18 protein-coding genes and 1 other annotated feature are annotated in these 16717 nt (G+C 40.2%); of the genes, 4 read left to right on the top strand and 14 right to left on the bottom strand.

Annotated features, from left to right (window positions below; genetic code table 11):
* Positions 1–178 precede the first annotated feature (178 nt).
* Together yfmH and yfmF are read right to left on the bottom strand one after the other, a co-directional pair.
* Positions 179–1465, bottom strand: a complete 1287-nt coding sequence (gene yfmH / locus ESP02_RS10720) for an EF-P 5-aminopentanol modification-associated protein YfmH (RefSeq protein ID WP_038399142.1) — start codon at positions 1463–1465, stop codon at positions 179–181.
* Positions 1458–2726, bottom strand: coding sequence for an EF-P 5-aminopentanol modification-associated protein YfmF (yfmF, locus tag ESP02_RS10725; RefSeq protein WP_002373376.1), 1269 nt, complete (start codon positions 2724–2726; stop codon positions 1458–1460). Before yfmF ends, yfmH begins: the two co-directional genes overlap by 8 nt.
* A gap of 250 nt (positions 2727–2976) precedes the next feature.
* Here yfmF and mscL point away from each other — a divergent pair, with 250 nt between their 5' ends.
* The gene (gene mscL / locus ESP02_RS10730; RefSeq protein ID WP_002373373.1) at positions 2977–3438 is read left to right on the top strand and encodes a large conductance mechanosensitive channel protein MscL; all 462 of its coding nucleotides are present in this window, start codon (positions 2977–2979) and stop codon (positions 3436–3438) included.
* Positions 3439–3495: 57 nt separating this feature from the next.
* On the opposite strand, the gene ESP02_RS10735 is transcribed toward mscL, so the two are convergent.
* The 12 genes from ESP02_RS10735 to ESP02_RS10790 form a co-directional block, all read right to left on the bottom strand.
* Entirely contained in the window at positions 3496–3942 is a 447-nt protein-coding gene (locus ESP02_RS10735; RefSeq protein ID WP_002315876.1) for a GNAT family N-acetyltransferase, read from the bottom strand.
* 92 nt (positions 3943–4034) lie between these two features.
* Positions 4035–4280: a Veg family protein gene (locus ESP02_RS10740; RefSeq protein WP_002287434.1), complete on the bottom strand. Its 246-nt coding sequence runs from the start codon at positions 4278–4280 to the stop codon at positions 4035–4037.
* A gap of 114 nt (positions 4281–4394) precedes the next feature.
* Positions 4395–4973: a sigma-70 family RNA polymerase sigma factor gene (locus ESP02_RS10745; RefSeq protein WP_002293088.1), complete on the bottom strand. Its 579-nt coding sequence runs from the start codon at positions 4971–4973 to the stop codon at positions 4395–4397.
* 76 nt (positions 4974–5049) lie between these two features.
* The gene (locus ESP02_RS10750) at positions 5050–5580 is read right to left on the bottom strand and encodes an NYN domain-containing protein (RefSeq protein ID WP_002293089.1); all 531 of its coding nucleotides are present in this window, start codon (positions 5578–5580) and stop codon (positions 5050–5052) included.
* 3 nt (positions 5581–5583) lie between these two features.
* The gene (gene rlmB, locus ESP02_RS10755; RefSeq protein ID WP_002373371.1) at positions 5584–6444 is read right to left on the bottom strand and encodes a 23S rRNA (guanosine(2251)-2'-O)-methyltransferase RlmB; all 861 of its coding nucleotides are present in this window, start codon (positions 6442–6444) and stop codon (positions 5584–5586) included.
* A complete protein-coding gene (locus tag ESP02_RS10760; protein ID WP_002293091.1) occupies positions 6437–6832 on the bottom strand; it encodes a Mini-ribonuclease 3 in 396 nt (131 codons plus the stop codon). The genes rlmB and ESP02_RS10760 overlap by 8 nt, the downstream gene beginning before the upstream one ends.
* On the bottom strand, positions 6829–8241 hold the full coding sequence (cysS, locus tag ESP02_RS10765; protein ID WP_002373370.1) for a cysteine--tRNA ligase: 1413 nt from the start codon (positions 8239–8241) through the stop codon (positions 6829–6831). Before cysS ends, ESP02_RS10760 begins: the two co-directional genes overlap by 4 nt.
* Positions 8238–8774 carry a serine O-acetyltransferase EpsC gene (epsC, locus tag ESP02_RS10770; RefSeq protein ID WP_002293094.1) on the bottom strand — a complete coding sequence of 179 codons (537 nt, stop codon included), beginning with the start codon at positions 8772–8774 and terminating at the stop codon, positions 8238–8240. The genes cysS and epsC overlap by 4 nt, the downstream gene beginning before the upstream one ends.
* 85 nt (positions 8775–8859) lie before the next feature.
* Positions 8860–9100: a binding site (T-box leader), on the bottom strand.
* Complete coding sequence (gltX, locus tag ESP02_RS10775) at positions 9097–10557, bottom strand: glutamate--tRNA ligase (RefSeq protein ID WP_002293095.1); 1461 nt, start codon at positions 10555–10557, stop codon at positions 9097–9099. (Overlaps the previous feature by 4 nt.)
* Before the next feature lie 169 nt (positions 10558–10726).
* Positions 10727–11884, bottom strand: a complete 1158-nt coding sequence (locus ESP02_RS10780) for a PIN/TRAM domain-containing protein (protein WP_002287448.1) — start codon at positions 11882–11884, stop codon at positions 10727–10729.
* Positions 11885–11917: 33 nt separating this feature from the next.
* The gene (radA, locus tag ESP02_RS10785; RefSeq protein ID WP_002293096.1) at positions 11918–13288 is read right to left on the bottom strand and encodes a DNA repair protein RadA; all 1371 of its coding nucleotides are present in this window, start codon (positions 13286–13288) and stop codon (positions 11918–11920) included.
* 62 nt (positions 13289–13350) lie between these two features.
* Positions 13351–13878 (bottom strand): dUTP diphosphatase, encoded by a 528-nt coding sequence (locus tag ESP02_RS10790; protein WP_002373359.1) that lies wholly within the window; start codon positions 13876–13878, stop codon positions 13351–13353.
* Between the two features lie 229 nt (positions 13879–14107).
* Here ESP02_RS10790 and proB point away from each other — a divergent pair, with 229 nt between their 5' ends.
* The 3 genes from proB to ESP02_RS10805 all read left to right on the top strand — a co-directional run bounded on the left by proB (position 14108) and on the right by ESP02_RS10805 (position 16578).
* On the top strand, positions 14108–14914 hold the full coding sequence (gene proB / locus ESP02_RS10795) for a glutamate 5-kinase (protein WP_010733122.1): 807 nt from the start codon (positions 14108–14110) through the stop codon (positions 14912–14914).
* Positions 14911–16158, top strand: coding sequence for a glutamate-5-semialdehyde dehydrogenase (locus tag ESP02_RS10800; protein WP_002373354.1), 1248 nt, complete (start codon positions 14911–14913; stop codon positions 16156–16158). Before proB ends, ESP02_RS10800 begins: the two co-directional genes overlap by 4 nt.
* Positions 16159–16233: 75 nt before the next feature.
* Complete coding sequence (locus tag ESP02_RS10805; RefSeq protein ID WP_002293100.1) at positions 16234–16578, top strand: hypothetical protein; 345 nt, start codon at positions 16234–16236, stop codon at positions 16576–16578.
* Positions 16579–16717: the final 139 nt, after the last annotated feature.

Consider the following 16717-nt stretch of genomic DNA (forward strand, 5'->3'; position numbering starts at 1 on the left):
TTTGATTACTTCGTTTAATTTTATTTTAATATAAGTTGATTAAAAGAGAGCATGATTTGTTTTATTTTCTCATTAATATTTCCAACACATCTAAGAATACCATAAAAGCTGGTTTTGGAGGAGGTTCTTGCTACAAGTCTAAAACGAAATTTAAGACTTTTCTCCATAAAACACTGGTTTATTTTGGTCTCATATAAAACTCACTGAAGGCCTCTTCACTTATAAATGCTTCTCCAGCTGCCAGTACGTCTTTCATTTGAATCGAATCGATGATTTCAGGAAGATCAAATAATGTTCGATCACCAAATAAACTTTGCGTAAATTGATTAGCAATATATTCGATTGAATTCAATGATTGGAAATATTGTCCAAGCATTTTCTTCTTCAGCAAATCGAGATTCATTTCTGACACTTCAGGATCATCAGCGAATCCAAGAATGATTTCTTTGACTTTTTCTGCTGCTTTCTCTGGTTCATCCGTATCTCCGCTGAAGTCCGCAAAGTGAAATTCACGATCCAAGCTGAATTCAAAACCAAAGCTGTCATCGATAATTCCTTGGTTGTACATAGCTAGATAGTTTCGAGAAGTATTACCTAAAATCATTTGGAACAACAGATTGATAGCTGTTTTATAACGTAGTAGTTCTGTTCCTTCTTGCGGCAATGTATCTAATCCTTTAATACCAAGTACAAATTTATCTCGTGTAATAGCTGCTTCTAATGCACTTTGTTTGATGATTTCTTTTGTGTTTTCTGGGAAATAACGTACAATTTCTTGCTTTGGCGGGAAATTTTTTGCTTCTTGGTTTTCCCGAATAAGTTTCATCAATTTCTCAGGCTCCATCTTACCAACTACAAATAAAACCATATTGCTTGGCTGATAAAACGTCCGATAGCACGTATACAAGTCTTGAGCTGTGATTTTGTCGATACTTTCAACCGTGCCCGCAATATCGATATGCAACGGATGTGTAGGATACAAGTTATTTAGTATACCAAAAAACATCCGCCAGTTAGGGTCGTCTTCATACATTTGGATTTCCTGACCGATGATTCCTTTTTCCTTGTTTACAGTTTCTTCTGTAAAGTAAGGTGCTTGTACGAAGTCGATCAGGGTCGTCAGATTCTTTTCTACCTGATCAGTCGTAGAGAACAGGTAACTAGTTTTCGTGAAACTCGTGAAAGCATTAGCGGAAGCACCTTGCTGTCCAAATAATTGAAAGACATCACCGTCTTCTTTTTCAAACAGCTTGTGTTCTAAGAAATGAGCGATGCCATCTGGGACTTTCACTTTTTCTTTTTCACCATAGGGAATAAATTCGTTATCGATCGAACCATAATTCGTACTGAACAAACCATATGTCTTGTGATAGTCGTTTTTAGGTAACAAATACACGGTCAAACCGTTTGGCAGTACTTCATGATAAAGTGTTTCATTGATTTGCTCATATTCTGTTTTATTCATTTGCATTTCCTCCTGCTAAAAAGAAGATTGCTTGCAATTCGATTTGCTCAGCTACTTGTTGTATCTCTTTGATCGTTACACTCTCCATACGTTTCAACCATTCTTCATCAGATAATTTTGTTTCCGGCAGCCAGCTGTCCAAAAAAGAAGCTTCGATTGCCGCTTGCGGAGAGTCTAGAGAAAGCAGGTATTGGTTTCTTAGCATCGCTTTTGTCTGAGCTAGTTCCAAATCTGTTATTTCACCGTTTCGCAAGCTTTCTAATTGCTCGTGAATCAGGCGAAGTACTTGATTTCGGTTTTTTTCATCGATACCGGTCTGGACACTCATGAACCCTCGGAATGTATCCACGCTGCTAGAGGCATAATAAGCTAGACTTTCTTTCTCTCTCACGTTCATGAACAGTTTGGAGTGAGGAAACCCGCCAAATAAACCGTTGAAGACCATTAGCGCAAAACGTTCTGGCTCATCATAATACACATTTGTCTGATAAGCTAGATTCAGCTTTGCTTGAACGATTGGCTCACGGACTTGCCGTTCCTTGACGATATTCACTTGAGGCTGAGTATAAAACAAGTCTGGATGTGCTGTTTCACGCGGCTCAAATGGTAATTGCCCAACAGCTTCGGCTGCTTTGTCCGGATCAACATCGCCGACAACAAAAATGTCAATTTGATCGTTTGCCATCATTTCTTGATAGTAAGCCGCTAGCGAACGAGCAGTGATCTTGTCTAATTCTTCCACTACGCCTAAACTTGGGATTTTTTGTTCCGGGCTGTTTTCAAAATAAAGTTCTTGCAGTGCATAGGAAGCAAAAGTTTGTTTATCTTCCTTCAAACTTTCCAAATAGAGACGCAGATTGTTCTTTTCCAAGTCAAACGTCAACTGATCAAACTGTTGATTTTTGATATTTGGATAAAATAAAACCTCTTTTAAAAAATCCACCGCTTGAGAGAAAAGGTTCGGATCATTGACATATTCGCCGTTCACAAAGCTGATTCCTGCGTTTAGCCAATGCAAGTTCCCTTTTTTTCTTACTGATAGTCCGAAGCTTGCACCATAAAGCTCAGCAAGTTTCGCACTTAACTTTGTCTGATCCGGATAATTCAAACTATTTGTTTCCAGCATACTGCTGAGTAGTGAACGTTTTGTAATGACTTCTTGTTGCAGACGTGCAGTAAAACGGATAAAAATCCGAATCGTTTTGTATTGTTTAGTTGGTAAGACATGAAGATTCACGCCTTCTGCCAATTGATACACCATATTTATATGCTCCTTTTCATAGATGATTGTCCCTTACTCTTTTAGTAGGACAATCGGCTTTTTTTACTTATGCATCTGCTTGAATATATAAGTTCAGGCAATTCGCCGATTTTTCTAAATGATGTTACACTTTATAGTATAGCATAGAAGTTTTTTATCAAAAGGGACAGACTGCTAAAAGCGTATATCGTTTTTTTTATTTTTTATTTTTCGATATACTAAAGACATACAAAAGAAGGGAGGGTCATTCATGATCAAAGAATTCAGAGAGTTCATCATGCGTGGAGATGTCTTGGATCTTGCTGTCGGTGTTGTTATCGGGAGTGCGTTTACAAGCATCGTAAACCAAGTGGTGCAAGGATTAATCACTCCGCTAATTGGTTGGATTGTCGCTATGATCACAGGAACTTCTGACTTAGAAGGAGCACTTTCAATTCTTGACTGGTCGCCGACAAAAGGTGTCACATTTGCGTTTGGTAACGTTATTAGTGCTATCATTACATTCTTGATTACTGGTTTTGTCTTATTCTTAGTTGTCAAAGCGGCAAACCGTGCGAAGAATTTACGCGCCAAAGAAGCAGAAGAAGAAGTGGCAGAAACACCTACCGCAGAAGATTATCTTAGTGACATACGCGATCTTCTTGCCAAACAAGTGGCAGAAGACAATACGCATCCGGTAGAGCAAACAAATCTTTCAGATACTTCTAAATAATGAAGAATCTAAAAAAAGAAAGCCGACACTGAAAATCGGCTTTCTTTTTTTAGATTCTTAACTTGTTACCTGTTCTTTTTTCATGTCGATATGCGGAATATCATCTTCCAAATACACATCTGAGATTGCCTTGAATCCAAACGACTCATAAAAGGCCTGTAGATATTCTTGTGCACCGATCACAATTGGTTTTTCTGGAAATTTTTTCTGGATCATGTTGATCGTTTCTTGGACAATCTTTCTTCCTAAGCCGTCTTTACGGTTATTCTGATGAACAAGAACACGACCAAAATGGATGCTCTCTGCTTCTTCATATACCCGCGTGTAGGCAAGGATCTTCCCATCAGTATCTTGGAAATACGTATGCCAAGCTTGTCCATCGATGTCATCAACTTCTTGATAAGGACACTGCTGCTCCACAACAAAGACTGCAATCCGTTCTTTGACGATTGCATAAAACTCTGCTGTCGACAATTCTTCAAATTTCTTTACCTGATATTCCACTAAGTAAACGCCTCCTACTTTTTTATTATTAGCATACCGATTCATACACAAAAAAGCAAACGAACCTTACGAATCTCAGGCTCGTTTGCTTTTTAAACTGCTTCAGTTAAAAATTCGATCTCAACTGTCCGAGTAAGTACATCTGAATAGCTGTAAGATACTCGTTCAAAAGAATTTTCTTCAGGATCCAAGTCAACAACGAATACTGAAGGATAGGTTTCTGTTAAAACGCCGCGGCGTTCTGTTTGACGCTTTCTTCCTGTCTGAGCAACCAACATGATTGGGCTGCCGATACGACCTTCTAAATCTTTCTTGATTGAAGCTAAAGTTGTTGGCATACAGTTCACCTCTACTACCAACTATACCACATATTTTTAAAATTTTCAAGTTTACCATAAAAAAAAAAGAAATGCAATAAAAATAAATAAGAAGCTCATTAAGATTTTTCTAAATTATTCCTCATTATAAAATTTCAAGTGTTTTTTTATTTTGAGTTTTACCCTTCCATATGCACTCATCACTTGCTTGTGATCCATTGACAAACATTCAGCCATCTCCGCAAAATCAACCCCTTGCATGTAATAATGAAAAATTTGTGCTTCTTTTTTTGAAAATCGGATCTCGCAATTTTCGATTGCTTCTTTTAATAAAAGATGCTGAATCGCTAAAGGTTCCTGCAAGGTGATCTCTGCTAAAAAATCTGGTCCTTCTGTCTCTATTTTTTGGTCGATCGAGACTTCGTCTTTTTGGTCACGGCGCTTCAGCGCGTTCTGTTTTCTCAATAAAGAATAAATTTGATTGCTTATGATACTTTTATAATAACTTCCAAAGCTGACTCCTTTGCTTTTTTCGTAAGTTCTCAATGCCTGATATAAAGCGATCCTCGCTTCTTGTTCCCAATCCTCAGTAACATAATTTCTTAAATAATAGGTGTTTTTCAAACGTAGTAAGAGTGGAAAATATTTTTGATACAGGGCAGCAAATGCTTCTTCGTCACCATTACGTGCAGCGCGCAATAACTCCTCAGACATAAAATAATTCCTCCATAAATTCGTTTATGGAGGAATCTTATCATCAATGATTCATCGAACTGATTAGAACGATATGTTATTTATTTTTTCTCATTAAATCGTCCAATTTTTGGGACAATTTTTTTAACTGCTCTTCATTCCACGGAGAATTACGTCGGAAATCAACAAAATGCATATCTTTATTTTCTTGGGCTATTGTTTTTTCCGTTTTTTTAATCGTTTTATATAATTCATAAGCAGAAGTTCGCAACGCCCCCTGAGAGAAAATCATCCACTGTTCTGCTAGGTCGCTTGTCGCCACTGTTACTTGTGTCAAACGATCATTCAGCTGCCCAGCGATTCTCTCGATATAACTGTCAGCCGTTTCATCTTCTTTCGTAAAAACAACATCCAACTGATATTTCCTATAATTTTGCTGGATGCCCGGTACTAATTGAGCATCGAAGACAACGATGACTTCCAGTCCTTCATATTTCGCATAATTTGATAAACGATGCAAAAGAGCTTCTCTTGCATCTGCCATTTTGTCCTGCTTTTTAAGCTGGACCAGTTCCGGCCACGAACCGATCATGTTGTAGCCATCTACAATCAACAGCTGTTTTTTCATGACCTACTCCCCCTGACGTTGGGAAAAAGCCTGATACATCAGCAATCCAGCGGCAACACTGGCATTTAAACTTTGGACGTGCCCAGTCATTGGGATCGTCAGTAATTCATCCATTTCTTTTTTCAATCCTAGACTCATTCCTTTGCCTTCATTACCAATAACTAAAGCAATGGATCCTTTGGCATTCCATTTTTGGAAGTTTGTGCCGGTCATATCTGTGCCAAATACCCAAAATCCTGTCTCTTTGAGCTGCTGCACAGCTTGTACCAAATTCGTCACACGTGCAACAGGCACATATTCCACTGCACCAGTGGAAGTCTTTGTTACGATAGGCGTGATTCCAACTGCTCGGTGTTTTGGTATGATCACACCATCGACGCCACTTGCGTCTGCTGTCCGTAAAATCGACCCAAAATTGTGTGGATCTTCGATGCTATCCAAAATCAAAAAGAAGGGGTCTTCTTTTTTCTCTTTTGTTCGTTCAATCAGTTGGTCAAGGGATAAATATTCATAAGGTGTAATCGCAAGAACGACTCCTTGATGCACGCCATGATCGCTCAAAGTTTCTAATTTTTGTTTAGGGACCCATTTGACCGGTACAGCTTGCTCACGTGCGATTTCTTTCAGTTCTTCTACTTTTTCTCCTCGTGAATCTTCTTGAAGAAAGAGTTTATTCCCTCGCCCTTGTTGTAGTGCTTCTACTGCGGCATGGTGTCCAAAGACGAAATTATCTTCTAATGCTTCTTCATTTTGATCAGAAACTGACTGATTTCGTCCAGTTTGCTTTTTATTTGGATATCTATTTTGTTTTTTATCTTCAAATCCACGTTTCGATTGATGTTTGTTTGTTCTTTCTTTACCCATTTTTTTCACCAACTTTCTGAATACACCAGCGGATCAATTCTTCCATCCGCTCGGTTTGTTTTGTCAAATGCAGATAGCCCATCAGTGCTTCGAACCCTGTTGCGACCCGGTAAGTCGTAACGTCAGCATTTTTTGCACTCGTATGGCTTTTGGCATTTCTTCCTCTGCGATAATAAAGCTCTTCTTCTTCTGTCAAAAGATGTTCCTCTAACATTTGCTGAATCAAAAAAGCTTGTGCATTCGCAGAAACATAATTCGTTGCCGCACGATGCAGCTTATTGGGTTTTGTTTCTCCTTGATCGATCAGGTGGTCACGAACATAGATTTCGTAAATCGCATCTCCCACGTAAGCCAAGGCTAAACCGTTCAATTGTGTGTAATCTCTCATGCTTCTCTTCTCCATCGGGTTCCTTGGGGTGTATCTTCTAATAAGATCCCTTTTTCTTTCAACAAATCACGGATTTCGTCGCTTCGGGCAAAATCACGATTGCTTCTTGCTTGATTTCGTTCTTCGATCAATTGTTCAATCTCTTCATCCAATAATTCTTCTGCTGTAAATAAAATACCGAAGATCGAAAGCCATTGTGAGAATAAAGCTTCTCCCTGTGCCAAGACAGCGGCAGAAACTTCCGGCTGGTCTAGATAAGTGTTCAGCCATTTAGCAAGCTCATAGACCACTGTGATCCCATTTGCTGCATTAAAATCATCATCCATTTCTTCGATGAATCGCTGTTCCAAATTTTCTAACAAAGTGATTTTATCCGCATCATCTGCCAAATTCTCTGAGGCAGTTTCTTGGCGGAATTTCAAATTGTCAAACGTATTCTTCAGTCGTTGTAAATTGGTGGCTGCTTCTTTCATCGTCGTTTCACTGTAACGGATCGGACGACGGTATTGTGTGGTCGCCATGAAGAAACGCAAGACTTGTGGATCAACGTTTTGGATCATTTCATGTACAGTGATGAAATTCCCTAGAGATTTACTCATTTTTTCATCGTCTTCGCCAATCGTTACATAGCCATTGTGCATCCAGTAATTAGCGAATTTTTTCCCTGTTTTCGCTTCACTTTGTGCGATTTCATTTTCGTGATGAGGAAATTCCAAATCTTGCCCTCCACCATGGATATCGATGGTTTCGCCTAAATGTTTTGTTGCCATGACGGAACATTCGATGTGCCAACCGGGACGTCCTTTGCCCCATGGTGAATCCCAAGAAATCTCGCCAGGTTTTGCTTGTTTCCATAAAGCAAAATCTAATGGGTCTTCTTTTTGCTGCTGTTCTTCCCCTGTACGCTGACTTGCGCCGACTTCCAATTCATCGATGGATTGGTCACTTAATTTCCCATAGTTTTCAAATTTACGGGTACGGTAATACACATCACCTGAAGATACATAAGCATAGCCTTTTTCAACCAACACTTGAATAAATGCTAAAATATCTGGCATATGGTCCATGACTCTTGGATGCAGTGTAGCAGGCTCGACATTCAACGCTTTCGTATCTTCTTCAAATGCTCTTATGAAACGATCAGCGACTTCTGGTGCTGTGATGCCTAATTCGTTTGCTGTACGGATGATTTTATCGTCTACATCCGTGAAATTCGATACGAAATCGACTTTATAGCCTCGATATTCAAAATAGCGTCGAATCGTATCGAAAGCAATGGTGCTACGAGCATTTCCGATATGGATATAATTATACACAGTCGGTCCGCAGACATACATACCGACATGTCCCTTTTGTATAGGGATGAATTCTTCTTTTTTTCTGGTCAATGTATTGTAGATTTTTATCATTCTGATCTCCTCACTTTTTCTCCTTTGATTCGAACGACTTTTGCTGGTACTCCTACCGCTGTAGCGTCGTCTGGAACATCTTTCAACACAACGGCACCTGCGCCGATTTTTGCGTTTTTTCCGATCGTTACCGGTCCTAATATCTGCGCATTCGCAGAGAGCATGGCTCCTTGTTTGACCGTTGGGTGTCTTTTACCTGTTTCTTTTCCCGTACCGCCTAATGTTACGCCATGGAACAAAATCACATCATCCTCGATTTCTGCAGTTTCGCCAATGACGATCCCCATTCCATGGTCGATGAACACACCTGTTCCAATCGTTGCTCCTGGATGGATTTCAACACCTGTCAGGAAACGCCAAAATTGAGCATTGATCTTCGCCAATAAAAAGAGGCGATGCTGATATAAAAAATGAGAGAAACGATGCCAAAATAAGGCATGAAAACCAGGATAGGTCAAAACGATCTCCGCTGTCGAACGTGCAGCCGGATCGTTTCTCTTTGCTGCATCAATCGCTCGGGCAAACCAACTCATGACTTTCCACTCCTTTCGTAAGTATTTTATGTAGGAAAACAGCTTCTTATAAAGAAAAGAAGCGCCTTTTAAATAAGTTTCCTTATCAAAAGACGCTTTCCGCGTGGTTCCACTTTTCTTCATAATCAACGATTATCTCTGACAGCTAACGCCTGTTATACGTTCTTGGCTACTTCGTTTCCTGTAAAACAGTTTTTCCTGTTTTCTGTGTTTTCGCCAAGACCACTCCCAGAGGCATTTCGGCAACCATTCATTGATACCTTGCACCACCCGGTATCTCTCTTGTAATGATCAGCTGCTTACTTTTTTCTGTTCATCGTGTTTAGTTCAGTACTTGATTTAAATGTGCTAATGATTTTTCACGACCAAGCAATTCGATCGTTTCAGGCAATTCTGGTCCATGCATTTGTCCTGATACAGCTACACGGATCGGCATGAAAAGATTTTTCCCTTTTACGCCAGTTTCTTTTTGAACAGCTTTGATGGCAGCTTTTACAGTTGGAGCATCTACTACTTCCATTTGTTCTAGCTGTGCTTTAAATGCGTGGAGAACAGTAGGAACTGTTTCACCAGCAAGTACTTCTTTTGCTGCTTCATTCAATACAGGATGTTCATTGAAAAATAGCGTAGACAGATCAACGATTTCTGCAGCATAGCTCATTTGAGGTTGATACAGGCTAACGATCTTCTTCACCCATTCGATTGTCTTTTCATCTGGGTTTTCTGCTACACGTCCATCAGCGATTAGATAAGGCAGACACATGTCAGTAAATGCATCTAGATCCATTGCTTTGATGTAATGGTTGTTTACCCATTGCAGTTTTTTCGCATCGAAAGCTGCGGGTGATTTACTTAGGCGTTTTGGATCGAACATTTTGATCAATTCTTGGTGTTCGAAGATTTCGTCTTCGCCCACAGGTGACCAGCCCAATAATGCAATAAAGTTGAACATTGCATCTGGTAGATAACCTAATTCGCGATATTGTTCGATAAATTGTAAGATTGATTCGTCACGTTTGCTTAGTTTTTTGCCTGTTTCACTGTTGATGATCAACGTCATATGTCCGAATGTTGGTGGCGTCCAGCCAAATGCTTCATAGATCATCAGTTGTTTTGGTGTATTGGCAATATGGTCATCTCCACGTAAAACGTGAGTGATTTTCATCAAATGATCATCGACCGCAACAGCAAAGTTATAGGTTGGCATACCATCGCGTTTTTGGATGACAAAGTCGCCGCCGATATTATCGGATTCGAACGAAATAGCGCCTTTTACCATATCTGTAAATGCGTATTCTGTATTGCGAGGCACACGGAAACGTACAACAGATTCTAGACCTTGTGCTTCTTTTTCTGCTTGTTCTTCAGGTGTCAAGTTTGCACATGTTCCTGCGTAATGAGGCATTTCTCCTCTTGCGCGTTGTGCTTCCCGTTCTGCTTCTAATTCTTCTTCTGTGCAATAGCATTTGTATGCTCGATTGCTAGCAAGCAGCTGATCAATCAGCGGTTGATAGATTTCTTTACGTTCAGATTGACGGTAAGGGCCATATTCTCCAGGATTTTCAGGAGATTCATCCCAATCCATTCCCAACCAAGCAAGGTTTTCCAACTGGCTTTTTTCGCCATCTTCGATATTACGTTTTTGGTCAGTATCCTCAATACGAATAATAAAGTCTCCATCATTGTGGCGGGCAAACAAATAATTGAATAATGCAGTTCTTGCATTTCCAATATGCAGATGCCCAGTTGGACTTGGTGCATAGCGTACGCGTACTTTCGTCATTTTCTTCCTCTTCTTTCAAACTAGACTTTGACTAACAGTAAAAATTCCGTCAGTTACGGCTTCTCAAATATCATTTATTTAAAGCCACTCAGCACAAATTTTACCTTTTCTAAGGTAAATAGTAAAGCCAACTGGTTGAATTTCCTTACCAGTTGGCTGAATTTCTTTTTTATTTTGATTGTTTTGTCTTTTTCTCTGTCTCTTTTTTATTATCGATTCCTCGTCCTGCATGGGCAGGTTTAGCAAAGATCATACGTCCAGCAGCTGTTTGAAGGGCGCTTGTCACAACGACTTCGATACGTTCATTCATATAATGCTGTCCATCTTCTACGACAACCATCGTGCCGTCATCAAGGTAGGCTACCCCTTGTTGGCGTTCTGTCCCAGCTTTTACTACTAGAACATTCATCGTTTCGCCAGGAATGACGACTGGTTTCACGGCATTTGCCAACGCATTGATATTAAGAACAGGTACATTTTGGAATTCAGAGACTTTATTCAAGTTATAGTCATTGGTTACGATGACACCGTCTAAAAGCTTGGCTAATTTGATCAACTTGCTGTCTACTTCGCTGATATCTTCAAAGTCTCCATCGTACATTTCGACAGATATACCTTCTTCTTTTTGCAAAGCATTTAGGATATCTAATCCGCGACGACCACGCACACGTTTCAAACTATCCCCTGAGTCCGCGATGTATTGTAGTTCGTAAAGAACAAAATTAGGGATCATCAAGGTTCCTTCTAAGAACCCAGTCTTTGTAATATCATAAATCCGACCATCAATAATCACGCTTGTATCCAAGATTTTATATTTATGGAAATTTTCTCCTGATTTTCGTTCTAACAGTTGGCTCTCCACTTGGCTAGCTGTTTCTTGCTCGATTTTTTTACTTCGTGAACCAAAGACTTTCTTCCATTCTTCGATTCGTGTCGTTCCCATTCTCAATCCCAAATAACCTAAGATGATCATCAGTAAAATCGGCAATACACTATTGACGAATGGAATTTCCATATTGTAAAGAGGGGTTGAGATCACAACGCCTAAAGTCAATCCGATGATCGCACCGATTGCACCGAAGAGAAGATAAGTCAAACTGACCTCGCTTAGTTTTTGTTCTACTTGTTTGATAATAGCTGAGATATGTTTGGCCAACAGCAAAGATAATAAAAAGAAAATAAGTGCGCCTAACAAGCTGTTGGTAAATGTATTATTCAGCCACCCATTTGACTGTTGACCGATTGCCTGCCAAGCTGAGGGTAAAAATGAAATACCCAAGCTTGCGCCGACAATGATCATCAGCAACGTAATGACACGTTTTTGCATCGTTTTTCCTCCGTTTCGACAATCATTTATTATTTAGCGGAACACACGCTTCAACGTTTCAGCCAAAGTTGCTACTCCAACGATCTCGATTCCTTTTGGCGCTTCCCAGTTGCCTAAATTGTTTTTAGGCAGGTAAACTTTTGTGAAGCCGAGTTTTTGGACTTCTTTGACCCGTTGTTCAATATGACTGACACGTCTGATTTCTCCAGTCAGTCCGATTTCACCGATGAAACATTCCGTCGGCTGTGTTCCTTTTTCTTTGTAGCTTGAAGCAATACTGACAGCGATAGCTAAATCAATCGCTGGTTCATTTAATTTTACCCCACCTGCAGCTTTTAAGTAAGCATCTTGATTCTGAAGAAGTAGTCCAGCTCTTTTTTCCAGCACTGCCATGATCAGAGATACACGATTGAAATCAAGACCTGTTGTCGTTCGCTTAGCATTTCCGAACATAGTAGGTGTGACTAATGCTTGGATCTCTACCAAAATTGGACGTGTTCCTTCCATTGCCACAACGATAGCAGAGCCAGTCGCACCGTCTAGGCGTTCCTCTAAGAAAATCTGTGAAGGGTTAGCGACTTCTTCCAATCCATGCTCATGCATTTCAAAAATCCCAATCTCGTTCGTTGAGCCAAATCGGTTTTTTACCGCTCGTAAAATTCGGAAACTATGATGTTGTTCACCTTCAAAATATAACACTGTATCCACCATATGCTCTAACATTCTTGGACCGGCGATCGAACCTTCTTTCGTAACATGACCGACGATAAAGATGGCAATCCCATTCGTTTTAGCGATTTTGAGTAATTCTGCAGTGGTTTCTCTTACTTGGCTGACACTTCCTGCCACACTTGTGATGTCTGGCTGCGTCATCGTTTGGATGGAATCAATAATAACATAATCAGGGGAGATATGTTCGATGGCACGACTGATTTCATTCATATCTGTTTCAGCGTATAGATAAAATTCTGTGTTGATACTTCCGAGGCGCTCCGCGCGTAATTTTATCTGTTCTGCGCTTTCTTCGCCGGATACATACAAGACTTTCCCGCCTATGGCTGCTAATTGCTGAGAAACTTGTAATAGCAAAGTGGATTTACCAATACCTGGATCACCACCGATCAAGACCATGGATCCCGGTACCACACCTCCACCTAGCACACGGTTCAGTTCTTCTAATTTCGTTTTGACCCGAGGTTCTTTTTTAGGGACGACGTCTGCGATTTTTGTTGGTTTCGCTTTTTCTCCTGTCAAACTTGTCCGCGTTCTGCGGTCTGTTGTATCTTGTTCGATTTCTTCGACCATCGTATTCCATTTTCCGCAATTTGGGCAGCGCCCCAAGAACTTAGGCGACACATACCCGCAATTTTGGCAAACAAATTGTACTTTTGATTTTTTTGCCATTGTACCGCCTCCTTTTATTCTAACCATGAGACATTAAATCAAGCTTAAATTTCTTTATCGTTTTATTTACTGGAAGAACCAAATCCGCCTTGACGTTGAACAGTCGTTTGATCTTGATCTGCTTTTAAAAATGGCAAGAAGATTCCTTGACCGATACGCTCACCTTTTTTGATCACTACATCCTTGAAACTAAAGTTGGTGAATTGGAACATGATATGGCCTTCATTTGCCTCATTATTGTAATAATCGCTGTCAATCACACCCACGCCGTTCGTCAACACTAAAAACCGCTTCAACGGATTGCTTGAACGGTTAGCAAGCTGCAAAAATTCATCTTCTCCCATGTAGGCTTTGATCCCAGTAGGCACGAGGATCGGTTTTAACTGTTTTTCATTTTCTGATACGTCTTTTTTCAATGCATCTGCGACGGTTTCCAATCCTTTTTTCCAGCCTGCTTTCCAGATACTTGGAATCACGACCTCTTCTGCTGCTTCAAAATCATAGCCAGCAGCATGATGTGTAGCGCGTTGCGGTAGATTGATATTTTGCTCTTTATATTTAGAAATAACTTCAAATCCTCTTTTTCTCACCGGTTTTCCTCCCTAAATAAACTACTCCTATTCTAACATATTCGAGGCTATAAAAGACTCTCTTTACAAATTCTTCAAGAAATTCTGCTATCCTAAAGTCAACCATTAACGCGTTCTTTTACCGAACAACTGCAAGTTGTACAAAAAAACTATTTTTTACATGACTTTACTCGTCAAAACAAGTAGAATAGAACGAAATTAATGAGTGGATATTTGATTGAGGTGTCACATGCGTAAAGAAATAAAAAATGCAAAACGAATTATTGTCAAAGTAGGAACAAGTACATTGATCTATCCCAATGGAAACATCAATCTTGCAGCGATCGATCAGTTAGCTTTTGTCCTTTCCGATCTTAGAAATCGTGGAAAGGAAGTGATCCTAGTCTCATCGGGAGCTGTAGGCGTCGGTATGCATAAATTACATTTGTCAGAACGTCCGACTTTGATCCCTGAACAGCAAGCTGCGGCGGCTGTTGGTCAATCCGAATTGATGAATATCTATAATCAAAGATTCAGTGTATATAATCAGCAGACAGCACAAATCCTCGTGACAAGAGACGTGGTAGATTACCCTGAAAGTCGTAAAAATGTGAGGAATACATTGGAACAGCTTTTGATCATGGATACGATTCCTATCGTAAACGAAAATGATACTGTCGCAGTAGATGAATTAGATCATCTGACAAAATTTGGCGATAATGATCAGCTGTCAGCAATCATGGCAAAACTTGTCGCGGCAGACCTTTTGATCGTTCTTTCTGATATCGACGGTTTTTATTCAGATAATCCGACTACAAATCCCGAGGCTCAGATGTATCGCTATATCGATAAAATCGATGAAAAGATTCTAGCACAAGCAGGTGGTGCAGGTAGCACCTTTGGAACAGGCGGTATGCAAAGTAAATTAAAAGCAGCTTCTAGGATATTTGAAGCAAACAGTGCAATGATTTTAGCAAATGGGAAAAATCCGGCAATCATTTTTGATATTCTTGCAGGAAAAGAAGTAGGTACTTTATTTAAGGAGGACTTGAAATGACTGATTTGATGCAATTAGGGCAACAGGCAAAAGATAGTGCGCAACAACTAGCACTTATGCCTACAAACCGTAAAAATGAGCTACTTATTCAAATGGCGAAAACCATCAAAAAGAATCAACAGGCGATCATCGAAGCAAATCATAAGGACTTAGAGAAAGCAGTCGAAAACAATATCAGTGAAACGATGCAAGACCGCTTGCAGCTGACGCCTGAACGAATCAATGCCATGGCTGCAGAGATCGAAAAGATTGCTTCGTTAGACGATCCTATTGGAAAAGTAGATGAGATGTGGACGAACACCGACGGATTGAGAATCGGCAAAAAGCGCGTGCCCCTCGGCGTGATTGGTATCATTTACGAATCTCGTCCAAATGTCACGACTGATGCAGCCAGTCTAGCGTTCAAATCAGGGAATGCCGTTATCCTTCGCGGTGGCAAAGAAGCATTCTTCTCGAACCAATTGCTGGTCCAATTATTGCAGCAAGTACTGCTTAGTGCTGGCGAATCTCCTTATGCCATCCAGTTTGTCGATGATACTTCTCATGAAACTGCAGAACAGTTGATGCGATTGACAGAATACTTAGATGTGCTGATCCCTCGAGGCGGAGCAAAATTGATCCAACGAGTCAAAGAACAAGCAACGGTACCTATCATTGAAACAGGTACAGGAAATAATCACGTATACATCGATAAAGAAGCACAGTTGTCTATGGCAGTGAAAATCATCGTCAATGCAAAAGCTTCCCGTCCTTCTGTCTGCAACGCGGCAGAAACATTACTGATCCATTCTGAGATCGCACCCTTTCTCTTACCAGCCATTGAAAAAGAACTGGTAGAACACGGCGTCTCTTTACGTGCGGATACTCGTGCGTTAGAATATCTAGAGACAGCTGCTTTAGCAGAAGAGGCAGATTGGGATACTGAATATCTGGATTATATCCTTGCCGTCAAAGTAGTCGATTCTTTAAGTGAAGCAATTGCGCATATCAACCGACATAACACCAAGCATTCAGAAACAATCGTGACAGATAGCTATTCGGCTAGTCAGCGTTTCTTGAATGAAGTGGACGCGGCGGCTGTCTATGTCAATGCCTCCACTCGTTTTACAGACGGATCGGTATTTGGTTTTGGTGCAGAGATCGGTATCTCCACTCAAAAGCTACATGCCCGTGGTCCAATGGGTTTAAATGAATTGACTTCCACAAAATATATCATTTATGGCGATGGACAAATCCGCGAATAATGTTTCGTGTGAAACATTATTCACGCCTTTTGCCTTTTTACTGTAAAGGTTCTATCCAATTAGAAAGGTGTCAATATGTTTGAAATTTTAATGATTTTTTTTATTTACCTTATTTCTCTGAATATCGCTGCTTTTCTAGGAGTCGGTATTTTATCCCTTTTTTTTCAGTTCAAAAAACGAAGCATAGGGAGTCAACGGGAAAAATGGGCGCAGTATTTTGACAAAATTGGTCCAAAAGGTTTGGTTGCTCGCTTACACATCAGCTACATGGTTGCATTATGCCTGTTAGCTGGAGTCAATTACTATTCTTTTTTCGATCATTCAATTGCCTATACGATTACGTTGCTGATTGCTGGGATCTTTCACTTATCTTATAAATATCAGCTGAATAAAAACCACTTGAATCGGACTTTCCGCTAAAAAATATCCGTACGATAAGTAGGGTGCCTTGAACATCGGCAAAAAACTGCCGAACTTTTTAGAGCGTGGGACAAAAGTAAAGAAAAACTTTTGTCCCACGCTCTAAACATGTATAAACGGCGGGAGCAGAAGCAACTCC

Source organism: Enterococcus sp. NBRC 3427 (genome assembly GCF_007996925.1).
GTDB classification, from domain to species: Bacteria; Bacillota; Bacilli; order Lactobacillales; family Enterococcaceae; genus Enterococcus_B; species Enterococcus_B lactis.